This is a genomic window from Propionivibrio sp. (genome assembly GCF_047602565.1).
GTDB lineage: Bacteria > Pseudomonadota > Gammaproteobacteria > Burkholderiales > Rhodocyclaceae > Propionivibrio.
This window is the reverse complement of the sequence record NZ_JASGGX010000001.1, coordinates 2,321,075-2,341,466: the sequence shown is the minus strand read 5'-3', so window position 1 is coordinate 2,341,466 and position 20,392 is coordinate 2,321,075. Positions and strand designations below refer to the sequence as shown.

The 20,392-nt window shown below is 68.2% G+C and carries 17 protein-coding genes and 1 pseudogene; 11 read left to right on the top strand and 7 right to left on the bottom strand.

The features are described 5' to 3' along the window. The first annotated feature begins 220 nt into the window (after positions 1–220). The 6 genes from QM701_RS10935 to QM701_RS10910 all read left to right on the top strand — a co-directional run bounded on the left by QM701_RS10935 (position 221) and on the right by QM701_RS10910 (position 4,841). Positions 221–1,123, top strand: a complete 903-nt coding sequence (locus QM701_RS10935; RefSeq protein WP_415167089.1) for an amino acid ABC transporter substrate-binding protein — start codon at positions 221–223, stop codon at positions 1,121–1,123. A 64-nt stretch (positions 1,124–1,187) separates the two neighbouring features. Further along, positions 1,188–1,925: an amino acid ABC transporter permease gene (locus tag QM701_RS10930; RefSeq protein ID WP_415167088.1), complete on the top strand. Its 738-nt coding sequence runs from the start codon at positions 1,188–1,190 to the stop codon at positions 1,923–1,925. 10 nt (positions 1,926–1,935) lie between these two features. Beyond that, positions 1,936–2,628: an amino acid ABC transporter permease gene (locus QM701_RS10925; protein WP_415167087.1), complete on the top strand. Its 693-nt coding sequence runs from the start codon at positions 1,936–1,938 to the stop codon at positions 2,626–2,628. 82 nt (positions 2,629–2,710) lie between these two features. Beyond that, positions 2,711–3,439, top strand: coding sequence for an amino acid ABC transporter ATP-binding protein (locus QM701_RS10920; protein WP_415167086.1), 729 nt, complete (start codon positions 2,711–2,713; stop codon positions 3,437–3,439). 109 nt (positions 3,440–3,548) lie between these two features. Further along, positions 3,549–4,481: a dihydrodipicolinate synthase family protein gene (locus QM701_RS10915; RefSeq protein WP_415167085.1), complete on the top strand. Its 933-nt coding sequence runs from the start codon at positions 3,549–3,551 to the stop codon at positions 4,479–4,481. Positions 4,482–4,556: 75 nt separating this feature from the next. Continuing rightward, the gene (locus QM701_RS10910) at positions 4,557–4,841 is read left to right on the top strand and encodes a type II toxin-antitoxin system HicA family toxin (RefSeq protein ID WP_415167084.1); all 285 of its coding nucleotides are present in this window, start codon (positions 4,557–4,559) and stop codon (positions 4,839–4,841) included. A 191-nt stretch (positions 4,842–5,032) separates the two neighbouring features. Here QM701_RS10910 and QM701_RS10905 read toward each other — a convergent pair whose 3' ends face one another. The 6 genes and pseudogenes from QM701_RS10905 to QM701_RS10880 form a co-directional block, all read right to left on the bottom strand. Further along, positions 5,033–5,425, bottom strand: coding sequence for a hypothetical protein (locus tag QM701_RS10905; RefSeq protein ID WP_415167083.1), 393 nt, complete (start codon positions 5,423–5,425; stop codon positions 5,033–5,035). Between the two features lie 2 nt (positions 5,426–5,427). Next, entirely contained in the window at positions 5,428–10,317 is a 4,890-nt protein-coding gene (locus QM701_RS10900) for an RHS repeat-associated core domain-containing protein (RefSeq protein ID WP_415167082.1), read from the bottom strand. Positions 10,318–10,695: 378 nt separating this feature from the next. Continuing rightward, positions 10,696–11,271: an MFS transporter gene (locus QM701_RS10895; protein WP_415167081.1), complete on the bottom strand. Its 576-nt coding sequence runs from the start codon at positions 11,269–11,271 to the stop codon at positions 10,696–10,698. Positions 11,272–11,371: 100 nt separating this feature from the next. Then, positions 11,372–11,803: pseudogene (locus tag QM701_RS10890) on the bottom strand (MFS transporter); the annotation flags it as partial. A 112-nt stretch (positions 11,804–11,915) separates the two neighbouring features. Next, positions 11,916–13,415, bottom strand: coding sequence for a YifB family Mg chelatase-like AAA ATPase (locus tag QM701_RS10885; protein ID WP_415167080.1), 1,500 nt, complete (start codon positions 13,413–13,415; stop codon positions 11,916–11,918). A gap of 37 nt (positions 13,416–13,452) precedes the next feature. Next, positions 13,453–13,704 (bottom strand): accessory factor UbiK family protein, encoded by a 252-nt coding sequence (locus tag QM701_RS10880; RefSeq protein WP_415167079.1) that lies wholly within the window; start codon positions 13,702–13,704, stop codon positions 13,453–13,455. Here QM701_RS10880 and QM701_RS10875 point away from each other — a divergent pair. The 5 genes from QM701_RS10875 to QM701_RS10855 all read left to right on the top strand — a co-directional run bounded on the left by QM701_RS10875 (position 13,703) and on the right by QM701_RS10855 (position 18,348). Next, positions 13,703–13,963 carry a hypothetical protein gene (locus QM701_RS10875; protein ID WP_415167078.1) on the top strand — a complete coding sequence of 87 codons (261 nt, stop codon included), beginning with the start codon at positions 13,703–13,705 and terminating at the stop codon, positions 13,961–13,963. The two genes, QM701_RS10880 and QM701_RS10875, sit on opposite strands and share 2 nt — an antisense overlap. Before the next feature lie 54 nt (positions 13,964–14,017). After that, entirely contained in the window at positions 14,018–14,878 is an 861-nt protein-coding gene (locus tag QM701_RS10870) for a TorF family putative porin (protein WP_415167077.1), read from the top strand. A 23-nt stretch (positions 14,879–14,901) separates the two neighbouring features. After that, positions 14,902–15,240, top strand: coding sequence for a P-II family nitrogen regulator (gene glnK / locus QM701_RS10865; RefSeq protein WP_415167076.1), 339 nt, complete (start codon positions 14,902–14,904; stop codon positions 15,238–15,240). A gap of 11 nt (positions 15,241–15,251) precedes the next feature. After that, on the top strand, positions 15,252–16,736 hold the full coding sequence (locus tag QM701_RS10860) for an ammonium transporter (protein WP_415167075.1): 1,485 nt from the start codon (positions 15,252–15,254) through the stop codon (positions 16,734–16,736). 214 nt (positions 16,737–16,950) lie between these two features. Continuing rightward, positions 16,951–18,348 (top strand): NAD(P)H-dependent oxidoreductase, encoded by a 1,398-nt coding sequence (locus tag QM701_RS10855; protein WP_415167074.1) that lies wholly within the window; start codon positions 16,951–16,953, stop codon positions 18,346–18,348. A 117-nt stretch (positions 18,349–18,465) separates the two neighbouring features. On the opposite strand, the gene QM701_RS10850 is transcribed toward QM701_RS10855, so the two are convergent. Further along, positions 18,466–20,361: a potassium transporter Kup gene (locus QM701_RS10850; RefSeq protein ID WP_415167073.1), complete on the bottom strand. Its 1,896-nt coding sequence runs from the start codon at positions 20,359–20,361 to the stop codon at positions 18,466–18,468. Positions 20,362–20,392: the final 31 nt, after the last annotated feature.

Here is a 20,392-nt window from a genome sequence, read left to right as displayed (position 1 = left end):
ACTCTCCTTCCGGGCGGCCCAAGCTTGGGCGCCCGCCGCGCGATCCGCACTAGGAAAGTGCGGATCGCCCGTTTCCGCCGTTGCTCCACGCGGCGGAAAACGCCGGGTTTTCCTTTGCCTGCTGGAAGATAGCCGCCATGGCACGCATTCTGCAGTGGTGACGCTGCAATGCAATGGAACCCCCCGACGTTCGAACTGATACCCGAAAGGAGTCACAGGAATGAAAAACCGCTCTCTCGCCCTGCTCATCGGATTGGCGCTCGGCCTGTGCGGAGCCGCCTTCGCGCAGCAAGGCACACTGGACAAGATCCGCGCTTCCGGCACCATCACCCTCGGCAATCGCGACGCCTCGATCCCGTTTTCCTATCTCGACGACAAGCAGCAGCCCATCGGCTACGCGATGGACCTGTGCCTGAAGATCGTCGACGCGGTAAAGGCGGAGCTCAAGCTGCCGAACCTCAAGGTCGCCTACCAGCCGGTCACCTCGGCGACGCGCATCCCGCTGATGGCCAACGGCACGATCGACCTCGAATGCGGTTCGACGACCAACAACGCCGAGCGGCAGAAGCAGGTTTCCTACACCATCACCCACTTCGTCACCGCCAACCGCTTCATCGCCAAGAAGGCCGACAACCTGATGAAGCTCGACGACCTCAAGGGCAAGACGGTGGTGTTGACGGCCGGAACCAGCAACATCAAGCAGCTCACCGAGCTCAACGCCGCGCGCAACCTGGGCATGAACATCCTCTCCGCCAAGGACCACGCCGAGGGCTTCCTGATGGTTGACACCGGACGCGCCGCGGCCTTCGTGATGGACGACATCCTGCTCGCCGGCCTGGCGGCCAACCACGCCAATCCGGCGCTGTTCGCCATCTCGGCCGAGCCGCTGTCGGTCGAGCCGTATGGGATCATGCTGCGCAAGGACGACCCGGCGTTCAAGAAGGTGGTCGACGCGGCGATGGTCAAGATCTACAAGAGCGGCGAGATCAACGCGATCTACGAGAAGTGGTTCCAGCACCCGATTCCGCCGCGCGGCATCAACCTGAACATCCCGATGGGCGCGTCGTTCAAGAAGGTCGTGGCCAACCCGACCGACTCGCCCGACCCGGAAGTGTATCGCTGATCCACCCGGCGCTGCGGACCGGCCGCGCCGGTCCGCAGCATTCCACCCGCATCGGAAAAGAGCAATGAACTACAACTGGAACTGGGGAATCTTCTGGGAAATGGCGCCGGACGCCAGCGGCACGTATTTCCAGACGCTGCTGCAGGGCTTGCGCTGGACGCTGGCGACCAGCCTGTCGGCGTGGATCGCCGCGCTGATCCTGGGCGTCGCGATCGGCATCGCGCGCACCCTGCCCGACCGCCGCTGGGTCTGGCTGGGCGACGCCTACGTGGAAATCTTCCGCAACATTCCGCTGCTGGTGCAGATGTTCCTGTGGTTCTTCGTCGTCCCGGAACTGCTGCCCAAGGCGCTGGGCACCTGGGTCAAGCAACTGCCGAATTCGTCCTTCTGGACGTCCGTGCTGGCCCTGTCGTTCTTCACCTCGGCGCGCATCGCCGAGCAGTTCAAGGCCGGCATCCAGTCGCAGTCGCGCGGCCAGATGATGGCCGCCACCGCGCTCGGCATGACGCTGTGGCAGAGCTACCGCTACGTGCTGGTGCCGATGGCCTTCCGCTTCGTGCTGCCGCCGCTCACCTCCGAGTTCATGAACATCATCAAGAACAGCGCCGTGGCGCTGACCATCGGCCTGATGGAACTGACCGCCAAGGCGCGCTCCATGCAGGAGTTCAGCTTCCAGGTGTTCGAAGCCTTCACCGCCGCGACGATCCTCTATCTGCTGCTGAACCTGGTGATCGTGCTGGCCATGCGGCGCGTCGAGCGCTGGCTGGCGGTGCCGGGCTTCGTGATCGGCGGCGGGCGCTGAGGAGGCCGGCATGCTCGAGAATTTCGACTTCGAAGTCATCGCCCGCTCGTGGCGGGTGCTCGTCTTCCAGGGGCTGGCCTTCACCCTGCAGGTGACGGTGCTGTCCATGCTCGGCGGCGTCATCCTCGGCACGCTGCTGGCCATGATGCGGCTGTCGTCGATCAAGCCGCTGTCGTGGCTGGCCAGCGGCTACGTCAACCTGCTGCGCTCGGTGCCGCTGGTGCTGGTGATCTTCTGGTTCTACTTCCTCATGCCGTACATCGGCGCGTGGATCGTCGGCGCCAGCCAGCCGATCCGGGTCGGCGCGTTCACCTCGGCGCTGGTCACCTTCATCTTCTTCCAGGCGTGCTACTACTGCGAGATCATGCGCGCCGGCATCCAGAGCATCCCGCGCGGGCAGGGCGGCGCCGGCTACGCGCTGGGCTTCACCTACTGGCAGGTGATGCGCTACGTGATCCTGCCGCAGGCCTTCCGCAACATGCTGCCGGTGCTGCTGACGCAGACCGTGATCCTGTTCCAGGACGTGTCGCTGGTGTACATCATCTCCCTGCCGGACCTGGTGACCATCGCCAGCAAGATCGCCCAGCGCGACGGCCGGCTGGTCGAAATGTACGTGTTCGTCGCGGCGGTGTATTTCGTCCTCTGCCTCGTCCTCTCGCAAGGCGTGAAGCGGCTGCAGGCCAGGCTGGCCGTCGGGCGCTGAGCGGAGAACCCCGGGCGCTGCCCGACAACCGATACCTTGATGGATGAATACGATGAACCCAGGCGAAACGTCCGCTACCCCGATGATCACAATCAGCCACGTGGACAAGCACTACGGCAGCTTCCAGGTGCTCACCGACTGCACGACGCACGTCGATCCCGGCGAGGTCGTCGTCGTGTGCGGCCCCTCGGGGTCGGGCAAGTCGACGCTGATCAAGTGCGTGAACGGGCTGGAGCCGTTCCAGAAAGGCGAAATCCGCGTCAACGGCACCTCGGTCGGCGATCCGGCCACCAACCTGCCGCGCCTGCGCGCGCACGTCGGCATGGTCTTCCAGAACTTCGAGCTGTTCCCGCACATGACCATCATCGACAACCTGACCATCGCCCAGGTCAAGGTCCTCGGGCGCGACAAGGCGGAAGCCGAGCAGCGCGCGGCCGACCTGCTCTACCGCGTCGGCCTGCGCATCCACGCGATGAAGTATCCGGGGCAGATGTCCGGCGGCCAGCAGCAGCGCGTGGCGATCGCGCGGGCGCTGGCGATGGACCCGATCTGCATGCTGTTCGACGAGCCGACCTCGGCGCTCGACCCCGAGATGATCAACGAAGTGCTCGACGTGATGACCGAACTCGCGCAGGAAGGCATGACCATGATCTGCGTCACCCATGAAATGGGCTTCGCGCGGCGCGTCGCGCACCGGGTGGTGTTCATGGACCACGGCCGCATCGTCGAGGACGAAAGGAAGGACGACTTCTTCGACCGCCCGCGCTCCGAACGGGCGCAGCAGTTCCTCGCCAAGATCCTGCAGCACTGAACGCAACGCCGGCCGATTGCCCGCGCCGCCGCGACCGGACTAGAATCGCCGTTCGCGGCGCTGCAGCCGCGCGGGAACGCGCTTCCCGCAATTCGAGCGGAGGAGAAGCATGGGTGCCAGGCGCATAGAGGGAATCATCCCGGTGATGATCACGCCGTTTCTGGAAAGCGGCGAAATCGACTATCCCGGCCTGGAGCGGCTGATCGAGTGGTACATCGCCCACGGCGCGGACGCGCTGTTCGCGGTCTGCCAGTCGAGCGAGATGCAGTTCCTGTCGGTCAGGGAGCGTCTGGAACTGGGCAGGTTCGTCGTCCGGCAGGCCGCCGGGCGGGTGCCGGTGGTGGCGTCCGGCCACGTCAGCGACGATCCGTACAGCCAGCTCGAAGAACTGACCGCCGCGGTCGACACCGGCGCCGACGGCGTGGTGCTGGTGACCAACCACCTTGACCCGAAGAATCGCGGCAGCGAGGTGTTCCGCGGCAACCTGCAGTGGCTGCTCGACCGCCTGCCGCAGGACGTTCCGCTCGGCCTCTACGAATGCCCGGCGCCCTACCGCCGCCTGCTGAGCGACGACGAACTGCGCCACTGCCTCGACAGCGGGCGCTTCGTCATGCTCAAGGACGTCTCCTGCGACCTGGACACGGTCAAGCGCCGCGTGGCGATGACCGCCGGTACGTCCTTCGCCATCCTCAACGCCAACGCGGCGATCGCCTATGACGCGATGAAAGCGGGCTCGCGCGGCTTCAACGGCGTGCACACCAACTTCCACCCCGATCTGTACAAATGGCTGTACACTTCGGGCGCGCGGCACCCGGAGCTGGCCGACGAAGTCGCCACCTTCCTGGTCCTGGCGGCGCTGTCCGAACCCTTCGGCTACCCGGTGCTGGCCAAGCTGTATCACCAGCGCCTCGGCACCTTCGCCTCGATCAGGAGCCGCACCATCACCTTCGACGTGCGCGAGCGCTTCTGGGCGCTCGACGCCATCCTCGACAAGGTAGCGGCCGGGACCGAAGCCATGCGCGCGAAGATCGCCGCTTTGTAGAGGCCCGATCAGCCCCTGCCGCGATCGCGCCAATCGGGTCTATCATGGAAGCAGTCCAATTCCCGCGAGACCGCCATGAGCCACAAACACCTGCATCTCCTGCGGACCATCTACCACGATCCCCCGAGCGCCAACATCCACTGGCGTGAAGTCGAATCCCTGCTCGTCCATCTCGGGGCGACCATCGAATCGGCGCACGGCGCGCGCTTCCGCATCGTGCTGAACCGTTTCGAGTTCTTCATGCACCATCCCCACAACAACGCGACCTGCCCCAAGCAGGAAATCAAGCAGCTGCGCGAATTCCTGGCGCGCGCAGGGGTGACGCTGTCGGCCTACGAGGCGAAGTTGGGCGCCAGCTAATTCCGACGCCCCGCCGACAGCCACTGATGCAGCCACGAGCATGCCGCGCCGTGTTATTCATCGATTGCAGAACATTTGGTATGACGCGACTCCGGGAACGGGTCGGGCGGGAGCATTAAAAGGGTAGGAATAAATTGAAAATCTAAATTGCTCCGGCCTTTTTTCCGAAACCAGGCCGACCGCAGTACCGCTCAAGCTGCGCCTGCCCCTCGGTCGCCCAAGGTATTCGCGCGCTGCGTCCTGGCGATATCCACGAACATTTGCCAAGGGCACTTGGCCTCGAATTCGTCAAAGATCTTTTCCGCTGCGTCAGGATTGCCTTGGTCCAGCAAGCTTTGCGAAGCAAGGATGACTTCTCCAAGGTGCCGTGACCAAGCTTTTTCGTTCTCTCTAAGATTGATCACGTACTGGGCAAACTCCGAGGGTGATGAGAATTCCCAGAAAGGAGTACTGCCCATCGCATTGCTCAACACCTGCTCCAATAGCGCCTTGCCATCAGATGCAAAACGGCCCTCGATCACTTCTGGTCGCTGATCGGCCAATTCGTGCCACTCGCCAATCAATACATCGAAATCCTGATCCATAGCTACAAAGCCGGGCACTGATTACGCCGAGGTCTGCATGAGCCGAGGCCGGTGAATGGCCACTCTTGCTGAGCAGTACATTTATTCAAGCACGAGCCGCAATTGCCTGTCCACCTCTGGTTCACACACTGCGCGTAGAGCCGAATGCACTGACCACGCCAGTCATCCAAGCCTGGCCACGGATCAGGGTTCGGCGTGGATGGTGGAGGCGGTGGAGGCGGCGGTACGGGCCGGCGATCATTTGTCGGGTAATCGGCAGGAGGCGGGATGTCCTTGTAATCCGACCCGAGCATGTCGTCAACAGTTTTCTCGAGACCTAACGGGTCCTTGTACTTGACCGGATTCCCCCCGACATAGGCATAGAGGTTCAGCCCGCTTTCTTCGCCGCTGGGGTCCCTGGAGAGCCATCGACCGGTGAGGGGATCATAAACCCGGAAGTGGGTGAAATAGAGGCCGGTTTCGGGATGGGCGAGCATGCCGGCGTAGCGGTGGTCGGGGAGGGTGCCGGAGGCGGCCGCGGTGTCGCCGTAGGGGGTGTAGTCGAGCGTGCCGAGACGGCGGCCCTGCGAGGTCACCACGTCGGCGACGCTGCCCAGGTGGTCCTTCACGTAATACAGCGCCGTGCTGCCCTGCAGTTCGCCCTCGTCGAAGTGGCGGCCGACGGGCACGTCCCGCCCGTCGCGGCGCTGGCAGACCCGGTCGCCGCACCACAGGTAGCGGGTCTCGACCGGCGCCGCGCCGGCGTGGGCGTATTCCCTGCGCACCGTCAGCCGCGACAGCCCGTCGTAGGCGAATTCGCTGATTCGCCCCGAAGCCGTGTCGGCCACCCGGACCAGCCGCTGGGCCGCATCCCAGGCATACGTCCGCCGGCCGTCGTCGCGCAGGCGGCCCGCCGCGTCGTAGTGCCAGAGCGCGCCCTGGGCCGTCACGTACTGGTTGTTCGCATTGACCGTCCCGCTCCAGCCCGCGTCCGGGGCCTCGACCCGGGTCAGGTTGTCGGCCGCGTCCAGCGTGTAGGCGGTGGTGCGCCGGCTGCTCGGGACGTTCGGTTGGTTCGGCGGGTTCGGCGGGGTGCGGCCGTGCTCGCCGAGCAGCGTGGCGAGCGGCGCGCCGGCCTCGGCCAGGCCGGGAATCCAGGTCTTCCAGTCCAGGAACCAGGGCAGGCGCTCCTCCCGCACCAGCCGGTCGGCCGCATCGTAGGCGTAGCGCACCGCACGGCCCGGCAGCGTGCCGTGCGCCGCGATCAGCTGCTCCGGCCGGTTCTCGTACACGTGCACCGCCGCGTTCGTGCCCGGCAGGCTGGCCAGCGACCACGGCAGGATGACCTTCAGGCGCCGGTCGCCGGCATTGCCCTCGTACATGCGCTCGATCACGAAGCCGCCGGCCAGTTGCTGGCGCTGGACCTGCGGCGTCTGGCCCAGGTAGGCGTAGCTGAACCGGCCCAGCGGCGTCGCGTGCGCCGTGAGGCGGCCGAGCGCGTCGTAGGCGAAGGTCTCGGCCGCCTCGCCGACCGTCCGTTGCGTGGGGCGGCCCAGGGCGTCGTAAACGTAGGCGACGACGTCGTTGTCGTAGGGCCCGTCGATCGCCTGCACCTGCCCGGCGCCCGGCGTGCCGGCGGGCACGTAGGCGTAGCGCGTGGTGCCCAGCCCGTCGGTCAGGGCGGCGAGGCGCGGGTAGGCGTCGTCGTCCTGGACCTGCACGGCCGGGGTCGGCTGCTGCGGGTTGAGGTACTCGATGCCGGTCAGGCGGTCGTCCAGCCCGTAGCGGCGGCGTTCGGTCTGGCCCAGGGCGTCGGTGCGCTCGGCCAGCCGGCCGGCGCTGTCGTAGGCCCGGGTGTCGCGTGCGCCGTCCGGATAGACCTTGGCGGTGACGCGCCCCTGCAGGTCCCGCTCCCAGCGGGTGACGTTGCCCTGCGCGTCGGTCAGACTGGCGAGCCGGCCGTTCTCCTGGTAGCCGTACTGGACCGTGCGCTCCAGCGGATCGGTCACCGCGGTCAGCCGGCGCGTGGCATCGTGGGTGTAGCGGGTGGTCCTGCCGTGGCGGTCGCGGGTGGCGGCCAGGTCGAACCTGTCCCAGGTGTGCTCACGGGTGGTGCCGTCCGGGTAGGTGGTCCTGATCCGGCGGTTCAGGGCGTCGTAGGCGTAGGCCAGCGCGTAGCCTTCCGAATCCGTCTCCGCGGCCAGCCGGCCGTGGTCGTCGTAGGCGTAGCGGCGCTGCGTCCGGCCCTGGGCGTCGAGGACCGCCTGCAGGCGGCCGTCGGCGTCGTAGCGGTAGGTCGTGGTCTCGCCCAGCGGATTGGTCTGCGTCAGCGTCTGGCCGGCGGCGTTGTAGGTGAAGCGGGTGACCTGCCCGGCGGCGTCCGTGAACGTCAGGGGACGGTGCTGCGCGTTCCAGGTCATTTCCAGCAGCACGTCCTCGCCGGCGGCCGTGGCGCGCGTGGCCTTCACCAGGTCGATGCCGTTGTCGGCATACGTGTAGGTGGTGCGCCGGCCCTTGGGATCGACGCGGGTGAGCAGCTGGCCCTGCGCGTTGTAGGTCATCCGGGTCAACTGCGTGCGGCCGTCGGGTAGCACCCGGGCGATCGCCGAGGGGCGGTCGCAGGTGCCGTTGGCGCCGGCCCAGCCCTGGCCGGGATAGTTGAACCAGACGCGGGATTCGAGCGGCTGCTTGATCGATTCGAGCACGCCGACCGCGGCGTTGCCGTCGGTGCGGTCGTGGTACCAGTGCTTGATCCGCGCCTGGGTGTAGTCGCCCCGGGCGCGGGCATGGGCGGTCTTGTCCCAGTAGAAGGTGTTGCGGCCGTTGATGTAGGCGTTGAAGGCGTCGATGCCGGCCGGCACCTGCGTTTCGCTGAACGGGATGCCGGCGGCGCCGTTGAGGAATTCGACGCGCTCGGTGGCCCCGTGGGGATCGGTGAGTTCCAGCCAGCGCCGCACGCCGTTCTCGCCGTAGGCGAACCGGCTAGTGCCGTAGGGCGTGGTCAGGCTGTCGATGAAGTGGCCGCCGCCGGCGTAGGTGACGCTGGAGGTGAAGCCCAGGACGTCGGTGATCGAAACCAGGCGCCCGAGGGAGTCGTAGGCGATCGTCGCCTGCCGGCCGAAGGGATCGGTGATGCCGGTCACCCGCAAGGGGTCGGCGTGCGTGTACTGGAAGGTGGTGCTGCGCCCGTCCGCGTCGCGCAGGGCGGTCAGGCGCAACCGGGCGTCGTAGGTGAAGCTGAGGGCGTTGCCGGCGGGGTCGACGATCCGGCTCAGGAAGACGCGCCGGGGATAGGCCGCCTGGCGGTCGCTGTGGGCGTAGATTTCCGTGCTGCCGTCGCCCAGGCGCCGTGCGTAGGCGACCGGCTCGGCCGCGGTCCGCACCAGCACCGCCATGTCCCGGGCGGTGGGGGCGAACTGCCCGGTGGCGGCGTCGTAGCCGGCGTAGAGCGTGGTGCCGCCGCCGGCGTTGTAGCGTTGCACGCCGCTGCCCGCGCTGCGCGGGTCGTCCACGATGTAGGACAGGCTGGCGAGGGTCCATTTCGGGCCGACGTTGAAATAGGTGAAGGCGGCCGGCTGGTAGGCTTCGCGCTGGCTGTAGGTGAGCGTGAGCGGGACGGCGGGGCCTTTGCCCGGGGTGTAGGCGAGCGGGGTGTCGGACAGCGCGAGGCTGACCGCCAGCGACTGGACGCGGGCCGTGAGCATGGCCGCCGGCGGGATGAAGCCGAACGGGCCGCCATCGCCGCCCCCGGCGCCGTCGCCGTCCCCGCCGTCGCAGGCGCAGGCCGTGCTCGCGTCGCACGGCGGCGTCTCGGTGGGAATGATGGTGCCGGTGTTGCCGGCGCCCCGGATGCGGCCGGCTTCGTCGGCGGCGAGCACGCGCCAGCCGGCGGCCGCCACCTGCGGCGCCGGCGCGAGGTAGTAGCCGCTGCCTTCGGCGTCGAGGCTGGCGCGGGGCAGCCAGGTTTCCTGGGGCATGACCGGGTCGCGCACCAGGTAGCGGTCGCCGTCGGCGGCGACGAGGGCCGCGTAGTGGCCGCTCTGCCAGTGGATGATCGCGGGGACGGGGATGGCCTGCCCGTCGCGGCGGTGCACGGGCGTGAGGTCGAGTCCCCGGGCCCGGGCCAGGGCGTGCAGCGCGGCCAGGGTATGGCCGCCCGGCGCGGCCGGCGGGGGAACGGCGGCGCCGGGAGACCGGTCGGGCGACGGCGCGGGCTGCAGCTGGTCCAGGGCCCGCGGGCCGCAGAGGAAGGCCGTTTCCGGCTGGTGACGCATCCGCCACAGGCCTTCGCGCGCGAAGGTGCGGGCTTCGCTGGCGCTGCCGGCCAGCGGCCGGTCGTCGGTGTCCGCCAGCAGGGCGGCGACGGCATCCTGGTGGCCGAGGCGGGTCAGCAGGTGCAGGCGTTCGCCCAGGAGGCGGTCGGCGAAGGCCCGGGCCGGGCGTGCCGTGGCGGATTGACCGGCGTCCCAGGCGGCCTGCCAGTCGCGCAGGGCCTGCGTGTAGCGTCCCGCATGCGCCGCGGCGAGGCCGAGGTTGCCGCGCAGGGCGCTGGTCCACACGCTGTCCGGGTGGCGTTCGAGAAAGGCGTCGAGGACGCCGCGGTCCAGCGGGTCGCCTGCGGCGTCGAAGCGCGCCAGGGCCGCGCGCAGCGCGGTCCGTTCGGCGGGCGAGGACGGGCCGGTCGGGACGAGCGGTTCGGCCAGCAGGCGGGAGGTCAGCGGCGCCGCGTGGGCCGGCGCCGGCTCGGTCGCGCCGGCCGCCGCCCCGGCCGGGGACGGTGCCGCCCCCGCGCCCGGCAGCGGCACCAGCATGCCTATCAGAAAACCGGCCAGAACCGCCCGGCGGGACAGGTTACTTACCCTCATGGAGCGTCCTTCGGCGCAGGTGAACGGCGTCTGGTATCCATGCGACATGGTTGTCTCCGAAAGGATGCGGTATGCATCAATCCACGGATGATGCCCATGGAATCAATCTAAAGTCAACCCGATTGCATAGAACAAAGGGATTTTATTATCGATTCGTGCCCGGCACGGCGGCGGATACACACCCCACCTCCAAAAGACACATCACCTCTCGGCAAGCGTCTTTGGGCAAGTGCCCTAATCCGAATATTTCATCAGAGGTCCATGGATGGACGTTGAGGGTGAAGTTGGATCGGAGTTTTCCTTGAGTGCGGCGAACATCAGGTGCAGTGGCAATGAACTGCTCCCCCGCACGCGATTCGGGGCCAGCACGTCGGCGTGTCGTGCCCGGCTCCAGGCGCCTTTCCGGCGGTTTGTGAAGTATCCGGGCTAGACCCGGCGTCCGGCGGACAGCCGGTGGTGCAGCCACGAGCATGCCGCGCCGGTGAGCATCAGGCAGGCCATGCCGATCGACAGGGAGAGGGTCGAGCCCCAGGCCGCCGGGGCGATGATGCCGGCGAGCAGGCTGTTGTTCAACGATTGCAGGAACATCTGGCACGACGCGGCCAGCCCGCGCTGCTGCGGGAAGGGGTCGAGCGCGAGCAGCGTCAGGCTGGGCATGGTCAGCGACATGCCGAGCGTATAGAGCGGAATGGGCAGGATGCTCCAGGGCAGGCTGGGCGGCAGGGCCAGGTTGAGCGCCAGGTTGCACGCCGCCGCGATGGCCATCAGCAGGTAGCCGCGCAGGATCGTGCGCGACGGGGACAGCTTGCCGGCGAGCCGCCCCGACAGCCAGGAGCCGGCCAGCAGGCCGAGCATCGCCGGGCCGAACAGCCACAGGAAGCCGGTCTCCGGCACGCCGAGGTGGCGCATCAGGAACACCGGCGCCGACATGATGTAGAGGAAGAACCCGGCGAAGTTGAAGGCCAGCCCGCCGCAGGCGGCCAGGAACACCGGCGAGGTCATGACGTGCCAGTAGGCCTTGCCCAGGTAGAACGGGGTGCAGCGACTGGCGCCGCTCCGGCGGCAGGGTTTCGGGCAGCCATTTCCAGCAGCCGAGCGCCAGCGCGGCGCCGACCAGCATCAGGAAGACGAAGATCGAACGCCAGCCGAAGGCGGCCTGCAGGTGGCCGCCGATGACCGGGGCGATGGCCGGCGCGATGGCGAACATCATGGTGATGTGCGACATCAGGCGCTGCGCCTGCGCGCCGTGGAACATGTCGCGCACGATGGCGCGGCTGACCACCACGCCGGCGCAGGCCGCGAAGCCCTGCAGGCCGCGCAGGACCCAGAGCTGCCCGACGTGTCCGGCGAAGAAGCAGCCGAGCGAGGCCAGGATGAACAGCACCAGCGTCACCAGGATGACTTTCCGGCGCCCGATCGCGTCCGAGATCGCGCCGTGCCAGAGCGACATGACGGAGAACATGAACAGGTACGAGGTCAGCGTCTGCTGGACTTCCAGCGGCGACGCCTGCAGCGTCGCCGCGATGTCCTGCATGGCGGGCAGGTAGGTGTCAACGGTGAACGGCCCGATCGTGCCCAGGGCGGCAAGCAGAAAAACGGCGTTCCGCCCGGCGTTGCCGGGCTCTTTCGTTGTTGCGGACATGCGGTCAATCCTTGGTGAGGCGGCGGTACTGGATGGCTTCGGCGATATGGGCGGAGAGGAGGGCCTCGCTGCCGGCGAGGTCGGCGATGCTGCGCGCGACGCGCAGGACCCGGTGATAGGCGCGCGCGGAAAGGTCGAGGCGGGCCGCGGCGTTCCTCAGCAGCGCCGCGCCGCCGTCATCGGGCCGGCAATGGACGTCGATCTCGCGCGGCTCCAGCCGGGCGTTCGGCTTGCCCTGGCGCCGCAGCTGGCGCTCGCGGGCCGCGACGACGCGGGCGCGCACGGCGGCGGACGGCTCCCCGTCGGGCGCGCCCTGCAGGGCCTCGGGCGCCAGCGCCGGCACCTCGATCTGCAGGTCGATGCGGTCGAGCAGGGGACCGGACAGCCGGCCGCGATAGCGGGCGACCTGGTCCGGCGAGCAGCGGCAACGGCCGCGTGGATCGCCGTGATGCCCGCACGGGCAGGGGTTCATCGCCGCGACCAGCTGGAAATCGGCGGGAAACTCGGCCTGGCGCGCGGCGCGGGAAATGTGGATGCGGCCGCTCTCCATCGGCTCGCGCAGCGCTTCCAGGACGCGCCGGTCGAACTCCGGGAACTCGTCGAGGAACAGCACGCCGCGATGCGCCAGCGAGATCTCGCCGGGGCGCGGCACGCTGCCGCCGCCGACCAGCGCGGCGGCGGACGCCGTGTGGTGCGGCGAGCGATAGGGGTGGCGGCCGAAGCGCTCCGGTTCGAACTGGCCGCTCAGTGAAAGGACGGCGGCCGATTCGAGCGCCGCCTCGCGCGTCATCGGCGGCAGCAGGCCGGGCAGGCGGCTGGCGAGCATCGACTTGCCGGTGCCGGGCGGTCCGGCGAGCAGGAGCGAATGGTTGCCGGCGGCGGCGATTTCCAGCGCCCGCTTGGCGTGCGCCTGGCCGCGCACCTCGGCCAGATCGGGCGCGGCGGCGGCCGGACCGGGCTCGCCGTCCGCGCCGGGGCACGCCTCCAGCGCGCCCTGGCCGGTCAGGTGGGCGCAGACTTCGAGCAGGCTGTCGGCGGCCAGGATGCGCGCGTCGTGCGCCAGGGCCGCTTCCCGGGCGCTTTCGCGCGGCAGGACGAAGCCGCCGTCGCGCCGACCGGCGGCCAGCACCATGGCCAGCGCGCCGCGGATCGGCCGCAGCTGGCCGGAGAGCGAGAGTTCCCCGGCGAATTCGTAGCCGCCGAGCGCCGTGGCCGGAATCTGGCCCGACGCGGCGAGGATGCCGAGCGCGATGGGCAGGTCGAAACGTCCGGATTCCTTGGGCAGGTCGGCGGGCGCGAGGTTGACGGTGATGCGCCGGGCGGGGAATTCGAAGCCGGAGTTCTGCAGGGCCGCCCTGACCCGGTCGCGGGCTTCCCTGACCTCCGTGTCCGGCAAACCGACCAGCGTGACGCTCGGCAGGCCGCCGGCCAGATGGACTTCCACGGCGACCGGTGGCGCGCCCAGGCCGTCGAGACCCCGGCTGTTGACGATGGCGAGCGACATGCGGGGCGGCCGGGGCGCTACGGGCGGACGCGGAGGATCACTCGGCGTCGGCCGGCTCGGCGGGCTTCTCCAGGCGGGCGACGCGCTCTTCCAGCGCGGCGAGCTTTTCGCGCGTGCGTTGCAGGACCTGCGCCTGGATGTCGAATTCCTCGCGGCTGACCAGATCGAGCCGGCTGAAGAATCCCGAGAGCAGGGCGCGGGCGTTTTTCTCGATGTCGGCGGCCGGGCTGGCGGCGATCAGCGCGCTCAGGCGGGCGCTGAGCTCTTCGAAAATCTTGGGGTCGAGCATGGCGGCGCTCCTCGGAAAGGGGATTCGAGTTTATCACAGCGTGTTGTCCGTCATGGGCCGCGCGCCGGGCGCGGGGATGGCGTCCGGCCTCACGGAAAATTCCGTGTGCATGGCAAGGCAGGGCGGCGGGCGGGTCGGCACTGCATTGGTGCGCCCTCTTCCTTTTTTCGCGCCAGCCCTGTGCGCCGGCCGGCGGATGATGCATGGATTTGTATGCAAAGCAATGAAAAATAAGTTATTTTTTACCTGGCACGGCTGATGCTTTGATGCCCTTCGTGAAAATCAACCGCAATGTCCCGAAGGAGAAACGTCCATGAAGAAAACCTTGCTTGCCGCGCTGCTCGCCGCCGGCGCCGCCGTTCCCGCGCTGGCGCAGACGCCGGCTGCGGCCGACGCCGACGCCAGCCCGCACACCCTGACGGCGAACGTCGGGCTGACGTCCAGTTACCGCTTCCGCGGCATCGACCAGACCTACGGCAAGCCGGCGCTGCAGGGCGGTTTCGACTACGCCCATGCCAGCGGCCTGTATCTCGGCAACTGGAACTCCAACGTCAGTTCCGGCGCGGGCTTCCCCGACGGCAACCTGGAGATGGATTTCTACGGCGGCTACAAGGCGAGCTTTGGCGATTTCGGCGTCGACGTCGGCGGCATCCTCTACTACTACCCGGGTTCGCAGGGCCGCTCGCTCGGCTGGAAGGCGGACAGCGGTGCGGTGACGAACAAGGAACTCTATCTCGCCGGTTCGTGGAAGTTCCTCACCCTCAAGTATTCGTACGGCATCGACGACTACTTCGGCCTGCGCGGCGTCAACGCGACGGGCGCGGGAACGGGCAAGCGCACCCGGGGCACCGGCTACCTTGAACTGAACGCCAACTACGACCTGGGCGACGGCTGGGGCGTCAACGGCCACGTCGGCCGCCTCGATCTGAAGAACGTGCATAACGGCGATTACACCGACTGGAAGATCGGCGTGACCAAGGACATCAACGGCTGGGTCATCGGCCTGTCCTACGTGGATACCAACGCCTCCGGCAAGTGTTCCGGCGCCTCCTCGTACCAGCCGTACTGCTTCGCCAAGTCCTGGCAGGACGACGGAGGCGCGGCCGACCTGAGCAGCAGCAACAAGGACGCCGGACGCGGCATCGCCATCCTGTCCGTCAGCCGCACGTTCTGATTTCTTCGTACTGGGAGCGCATCATGAAAATGGTTACCGCCATCATCAAGCCGTTCAAGCTTGACGAAGTCCGCGAGGCGCTGTCCGCCATCGGCGTGCAGGGCATCACCGTGACCGAGGTCAAGGGCTTCGGCCGGCAGAAGGGGCATACCGAACTCTATCGGGGCGCCGAATACGTCGTCGATTTCCTGCCCAAGGTGAAGGTCGAGGCCGCGATCCAGGACGCCATCCTCGACCAGGTCATCGAAGCCGTCGAGAAGTCGGCGGGCACCGGCAAGGTAGGCGACGGCAAGATCTTCGTCTTCGACCTCGAACAAGTCATCCGCATCCGCACCGGCGAAACCGGTGAGGACGCCCTGTGAAGGAGTTAACCATGAAACATCTATTCGCCATTCTTGCCCTGCTCGGCGCCGTGGCTTTCGGCAGCCCGGCCTGGGCCGCGGACAACGCGCCCGCGACCCCGGCGGCGACCGCCCCGGCGGCTGCGGCCGCGGCCGCTCCGGCGGCGGCGCCCGCGGCACCCGCTGCCGAGGCCGCCGCGCCGGCGCCGGCCCTGAGCAAGGCCGACAACGCCTGGATCATGGTCTGCGCGGCGCTGGTCATGCTCATGTCGATCCCCGGCCTGGCGCTGTTCTACGGCGGCCTAGTGCGCACCAAGAACATGCTGTCGGTGCTGATGCAGGTCTTCGTGGTCTTCTCGCTGATCAGCGTGCTGTGGGTGGTTTACGGGTACTCGCTGGCCTTCACCGAGGGCGGCAGCTTCTACGGCGTGCTCGACAAGCTGTTCCTGAAAGGCATCACGCCCGATTCGCTGGGCGCCACCTTCAGCAAGGGCGTGTCGATCTCCGAGTTCACCTTCGTCGCCTTCCAGGGCGCCTTCGCGGCGATCACCTGCGGCCTGATCGTCGGCGCCTTCGCCGAGCGCGCCAAGTTCTCGGCGATCCTGGCGTTCATGGTGCTGTGGTTCACCTTCTCGTACATCCCGATGGCGCACATGGTGTGGTACTGGGCGGGTCCCGACGCCTACGTCAACGCGGCGGCCGCCGAAGCGGCGGGCAAGACGGCCGGCTTCCTGTTCCAGAAGGGCGCGCTCGATTTCGCCGGCGGCACCGTGGTGCACATCAACGCGGCCGTGGCCGGCCTGGTCGGCGCCTTCATGATCGGCAAGCGCATCGGCTTCGGGCGCGAATCGATGGCGCCGCACAGCCTGACCTTCACCATGATCGGCGCTTCGCTGCTGTGGATCGGCTGGTTCGGCTTCAACGCCGGCTCGGCGCTGGAGGCGAGCGGCGGTTCGGCGCTGGCTTTGGTCAACACCTGGGTGGCGACGGCCTGCGCGGCGATGTCCTGGATGCTCGTCGAGTGGATGCTCAAGGGCAAGCCGTCGATGCTCGGTGCGGCGTCCGGCGCGGTCGCCGGACTCGTGGCGATCACTCCGGCGGCCGGCTTCGTCGGCGTCATCGGCGCCATCGTCATCGGCCTGCTGGCGGGCATCGTCTGCCTGTGGGGCGTCAATGGCCTGAAGCGCATGCTCGGCGCGGACGATTCGCTCGACGTGTTCGGCGTGCATGGCGTGGGCGGCATGCTCGGCGCCATCCTGACCGGCGTGTTCTGCGATCCGGCGCTCGGCGGCAGCGGCGTCTACGACTACGTGGCCAACGCGGTCGGCGAATACGACATGTCCGCCCAGGTGGTCAGCCAGCTGTGGGGCGTGGGCACGGCGATCGTCTGGTCGGGCGTGGTCTCGCTGATCGCCTACAAGCTGGTCGACGTGTTCATCGGTCTGCGCGTGCCGGAAGAAGAGGAGCGCGAAGGCCTGGACGTCACCTCGCACGGCGAATCGGCGTACCACTATTGATTCTCGGTTTCCTCCTCGCATCTCCTTCGGGCGCCCGGTCGGCGCCCGTTTTTTTTGCCTGTCGCCTTGTCTCCATAAGGGTTATTGCATTTAATAACTTGACAAATATCCGGATAGAAGCGTTAATCGCTGAGATATTGCCTTTTATTGCATGCAATCATTGGTCTGATCACCGGCCTTCCGGCCGTGCAGCCATCACCGAACGGAGACCCGCATGAACCATCTCGATTATTTTTCCCCGGCCGGCCGGCCGGTCGAAGCCTGCGTCGTCGGCAGCGGCGGCTTCGGCCGGAGCTTCATCGCGCAGGGGCTGCGCGTGCCGTTGATGAACGTCCGCGTGGCGGTGGATCTCGACGCGGCGGTGGCGGCGAAGAGCTTCGTCGCGGTCGGCGTTCCCGCCGGCGACGTGGCGGTCTGCGCCACGGCCGGCGAGGCCGAGAAGGCGTGGGCGGCGGGCAAATACATCGCCGCCGCCGATCTCGGCAGCGTGTCCGGCCTGCCGCTCGACGTGGTCGTGGAAGCCACCGGCAACCCCGAGGCCGGCGCCCGGCACGGGCGTCTGGCCATCGAAGCCGGCCATCACCTGGTGCTGGTGTCGAAAGAGGTCGACAGCGTGGTCGGCCCCTATCTCGCCGCCTACGCGCGCCAGCGCGGCAAGGTCGCGACGCCGGTCGACGGCGATCAACCGAGCCTGCTGATCGGGCTGATCACCTGGGCGCAGACGCTCGGCTTCGAGATTCTCGCCGCCGGCAAATCGAGCGAATACGACTTCGTCTTCGACGAAGCCGCCGGCGTGCTGACTTGCAACGGCGCGGCCCACCCGCTGCCCGCGCTGGCGGGGCACATGGCGCTCGGCCGGCGCATGGCGGCCGAGGCGGCGCGGGAGCGGGCGCAGGTGTGCGCCGCGCTGCCGCAGCGCGCCGTGCCCGATCTGTGCGAACTGCTGGTGGTGGCCAACTCGACCGGGTTCGTCCCCGACCGGCCCGACCTGCACGCGCCGATCGCGCGCATTCCCGAGGTGCCGACGCTGTTCGGGCCGGCGGCCGAAGGCGGACTGTTCGGCCGCGCCGGCGTGCTGGACGTGTTCCATTGCCTGCGCCGTCCGGAGGAGGCCAGTTTCGCCGGCGGCGTCTTCGTGGTGGTGCGCTGCGACGACGCGGAAACCTGGAAGCTGCTCGCGGAAAAGGGCCATCTCGTCTCGCGCGACGGCAAGCGCGCCATGATCTTCAACCCGCGCCACCTGCTCGGCCTGGAGGCCGCGACGAGCGTGCTCGAAGCCGCCGTGTACGGCCGCTCGTGCGGCGCGCAGGAACCGCGCCCGCACCTCGACCTGGTGGCGCGCGCCGTCCGCCGGCTGACCGCGGGATCGCCGCTGTCCATGGGCGGGCACCATCACACCATCGACGGTGCGACCGCCGAACTGCATCCGGGGCGGCCGCTCGGTCCGGAGAACCCGCTGCCGTTCTACCTCGCCGCCAACCGCCGGCTGGTGCGCGACGTCGAGGCCGGCGCGCTGATCACCCTGGCCGACGTCGAGATCGATCCGGCGTCGGAGCTGCTGGCCCTGCGCAAGCAGCAGGACGCGCTTTTCTTCGGGGGCGTGGTGAATTAACCACGGGGGAAACCAGAAATAATCAACCACGGCGGCACGGCGGGCACGGCGAAAAGCAATTCTTGTTTTCTCGCCGTGCCCGCCGTGCCGCCGTGGTAAAAAAAGTTCGTCAGAAAATCACAGCACGACCTGCGACCCCAGTTCGACCACGCGGTTCGTCGGGATCTTGAAGAACGCCGTGATGCTGGTGGCGTTGCGGAACAGAGCAGCGAACAGCAGCACGCGCCAGTAGGCCATCTCCTTGCCGAAGCGGGGGACCAGCGTCTCCCGGCCGAGGAAGAACGAGGTGTCCATCATGTCGAATTCGAGGCCGTATTGCGCGCAGTGGGTGAGCGCCTCCGGCAGGTCCGGTTCGTCCTTGAAGCCGTATTGGACGGTGACCTGCCAGAAATCCTGGCCCAGCGGCGTGACTTCGACGCGGTCGATCTCAGGGACGTAGGGCACGTCGAAGATGCGCAGGGTGACGATGACCATGCGCTCGTGCAGGACCTTGTAATGCTTGAGGCTGTGCAGCAGTGCGTGCGGCACGCCCTCCGGCCGGCCGGTCAGGAACACCGCGGTGCCGGGCACGCGCGTGGCGCCGCCCAGGGACAGGCTCCTGATGAACGGCGCCAGCTGGATGCGGTCCTGGCCGAGCTTGTCGTGCAGCAGCTGGCGGCCGCGCTTCCAGGTGGTCAGCACGGTGAACACGGCCGCGCCGAAGGCCAGCGGAAACCAGCCGCCGTCGATAATCTTGGTCGAGTTGGCGGCAAAGAAGGCGACGTCGATGAGCACGAACGGGACGACGCAGAGCAATGCCCGGCCGAGCGTCCAGCGCCAGGCGCGGCGCGCCACGACGAAGGCCAGCAGGTTGGTGATCAGCATGGTGCCGGTGACGGCGATGCCGTAGGCCGCGGCGATGTTGCTCGACGAGCCGAAGCCGATGACGGCGGCGATGACGGCGGCCAGCAGCAGCCAGTTGATCGCCGGCAGGTAGATCTGGCCCATCCGCTGCTCCGACGTGTGGCGCACCTCGAAGCGCGGCGAATAGCCGAGCTGCATGGCCTGCAGGGTGAGCGAAAAGGCGCCTGAAATGACGGCCTGCGAGGCGATCACGGTGGCCACCGTCGACAAGGCGACCATCGGGTACAGCGCCCAGCCGGGCGCGAGCAGGTAGAACGGGTTCTCGACGGCGGCCGGGTCGGTCAGCAGCAGCGCGCCCTGGCCGAAATAATTGATCAGCAGGGCGGGCAGCACCAGCCCGAACCACGCCACGCTGATCGGCCGGCGGCCGAAGTGGCCCATGTCGGCGTACAGCGCCTCGCCGCCGGTGATGGTCAGTACCACCGCGCCGAGCGCAAAGAAGCCGAGCAGCGGATGCCCGGCGAGAAAGGCGAAGCACCAGGCCGGATTCAGCGCGCGCAAGACCTCGGGCGCGTCGAAGATGCTGCGCAGGCCCAGCACGGCCAGGACGGCGAACCAGAGCAGCATGATCGGCCCGAACAGCCTGCCGACGCTGCCGGTGCCGTGGCGCTGGATGCAGAACAGCGACACCAGGATGACGAGCGCCAGCGGGATGACGAAGGGCTTGCAGGCCGGCGTGATGATTTCCAGCCCCTCGACCGCCGACAGCACCGACACGGTGGGCGTGATGACGCCGTCGCCGTAGAACAGCGCGGCGCCGGACAGCCCGAGCATGACCACGGCCCGGCGCAGGCGCCCGTCGGGCGCCTCGTGCAGGGCCAGCGCCATGAGCGCCATGATGCCGCCTTCGCCGCGGTTGTCGGCGCGCATGATGAACGATACGTACTTGACGCTGATCACCAGCATCAGCGTCCAGAAGACCAGCGACAGGATGCCGAGCACGTTCTCCGGCGTGATCGGCACGGGGTGGTGCGGACTGGCGAAGACTTCGCGCAGGGCGTACAGCGGACTGGTGCCGATGTCGCCGTAAACGACGCCCAGCGCGGCCAGGGTCAGGGCGCGGAATTCCCGGCCGGAGGCTTGGCCGTGGGCGTTGGCGGCTCGATGCATGATGGCTTTCGGAAAAAGGTGCGTCGGGCAA

Bases quoted from the DNA above. Each gene is read 5' to 3' on its own strand.
- QM701_RS10915 (WP_415167085.1), top strand. From the start codon at position 3,549: ATGGGTGCCAGGCGCATAGAGGGAATCATCCCGGTGATGATCACGCCG.
- QM701_RS10880 (WP_415167079.1), bottom strand. From the start codon at position 13,704: ATGCTCGACCCCAAGATTTTCGAAGAGCTCAGCGCCCGCCTGAGCGCG.
- QM701_RS10870 (WP_415167077.1), top strand. From the start codon at position 14,018: ATGAAGAAAACCTTGCTTGCCGCGCTGCTCGCCGCCGGCGCCGCCGTT.
- QM701_RS10860 (WP_415167075.1), top strand. From the start codon at position 15,252: ATGAAACATCTATTCGCCATTCTTGCCCTGCTCGGCGCCGTGGCTTTC.
- QM701_RS10885 (WP_415167080.1), bottom strand. From the start codon at position 13,415: ATGTCGCTCGCCATCGTCAACAGCCGGGGTCTCGACGGCCTGGGCGCG.
- QM701_RS10875 (WP_415167078.1), top strand. From the start codon at position 13,703: ATGGCGGCGCTCCTCGGAAAGGGGATTCGAGTTTATCACAGCGTGTTG.
- QM701_RS10895 (WP_415167081.1), bottom strand. From the start codon at position 11,271: ATGACCTCGCCGGTGTTCCTGGCCGCCTGCGGCGGGCTGGCCTTCAAC.
- QM701_RS10905 (WP_415167083.1), bottom strand. From the start codon at position 5,425: ATGGATCAGGATTTCGATGTATTGATTGGCGAGTGGCACGAATTGGCC.
- QM701_RS10855 (WP_415167074.1), top strand. From the start codon at position 16,951: ATGAACCATCTCGATTATTTTTCCCCGGCCGGCCGGCCGGTCGAAGCC.
- glnK (WP_415167076.1), top strand. From the start codon at position 14,902: ATGAAAATGGTTACCGCCATCATCAAGCCGTTCAAGCTTGACGAAGTC.
- QM701_RS10925 (WP_415167087.1), top strand. From the start codon at position 1,936: ATGCTCGAGAATTTCGACTTCGAAGTCATCGCCCGCTCGTGGCGGGTG.
- QM701_RS10935 (WP_415167089.1), top strand. From the start codon at position 221: ATGAAAAACCGCTCTCTCGCCCTGCTCATCGGATTGGCGCTCGGCCTG.
- QM701_RS10850 (WP_415167073.1), bottom strand. From the start codon at position 20,361: ATGCATCGAGCCGCCAACGCCCACGGCCAAGCCTCCGGCCGGGAATTC.
- QM701_RS10910 (WP_415167084.1), top strand. From the start codon at position 4,557: ATGAGCCACAAACACCTGCATCTCCTGCGGACCATCTACCACGATCCC.
- QM701_RS10930 (WP_415167088.1), top strand. From the start codon at position 1,188: ATGAACTACAACTGGAACTGGGGAATCTTCTGGGAAATGGCGCCGGAC.
- QM701_RS10900 (WP_415167082.1), bottom strand. From the start codon at position 10,317: ATGTCGCATGGATACCAGACGCCGTTCACCTGCGCCGAAGGACGCTCC.
- QM701_RS10920 (WP_415167086.1), top strand. From the start codon at position 2,711: ATGATCACAATCAGCCACGTGGACAAGCACTACGGCAGCTTCCAGGTG.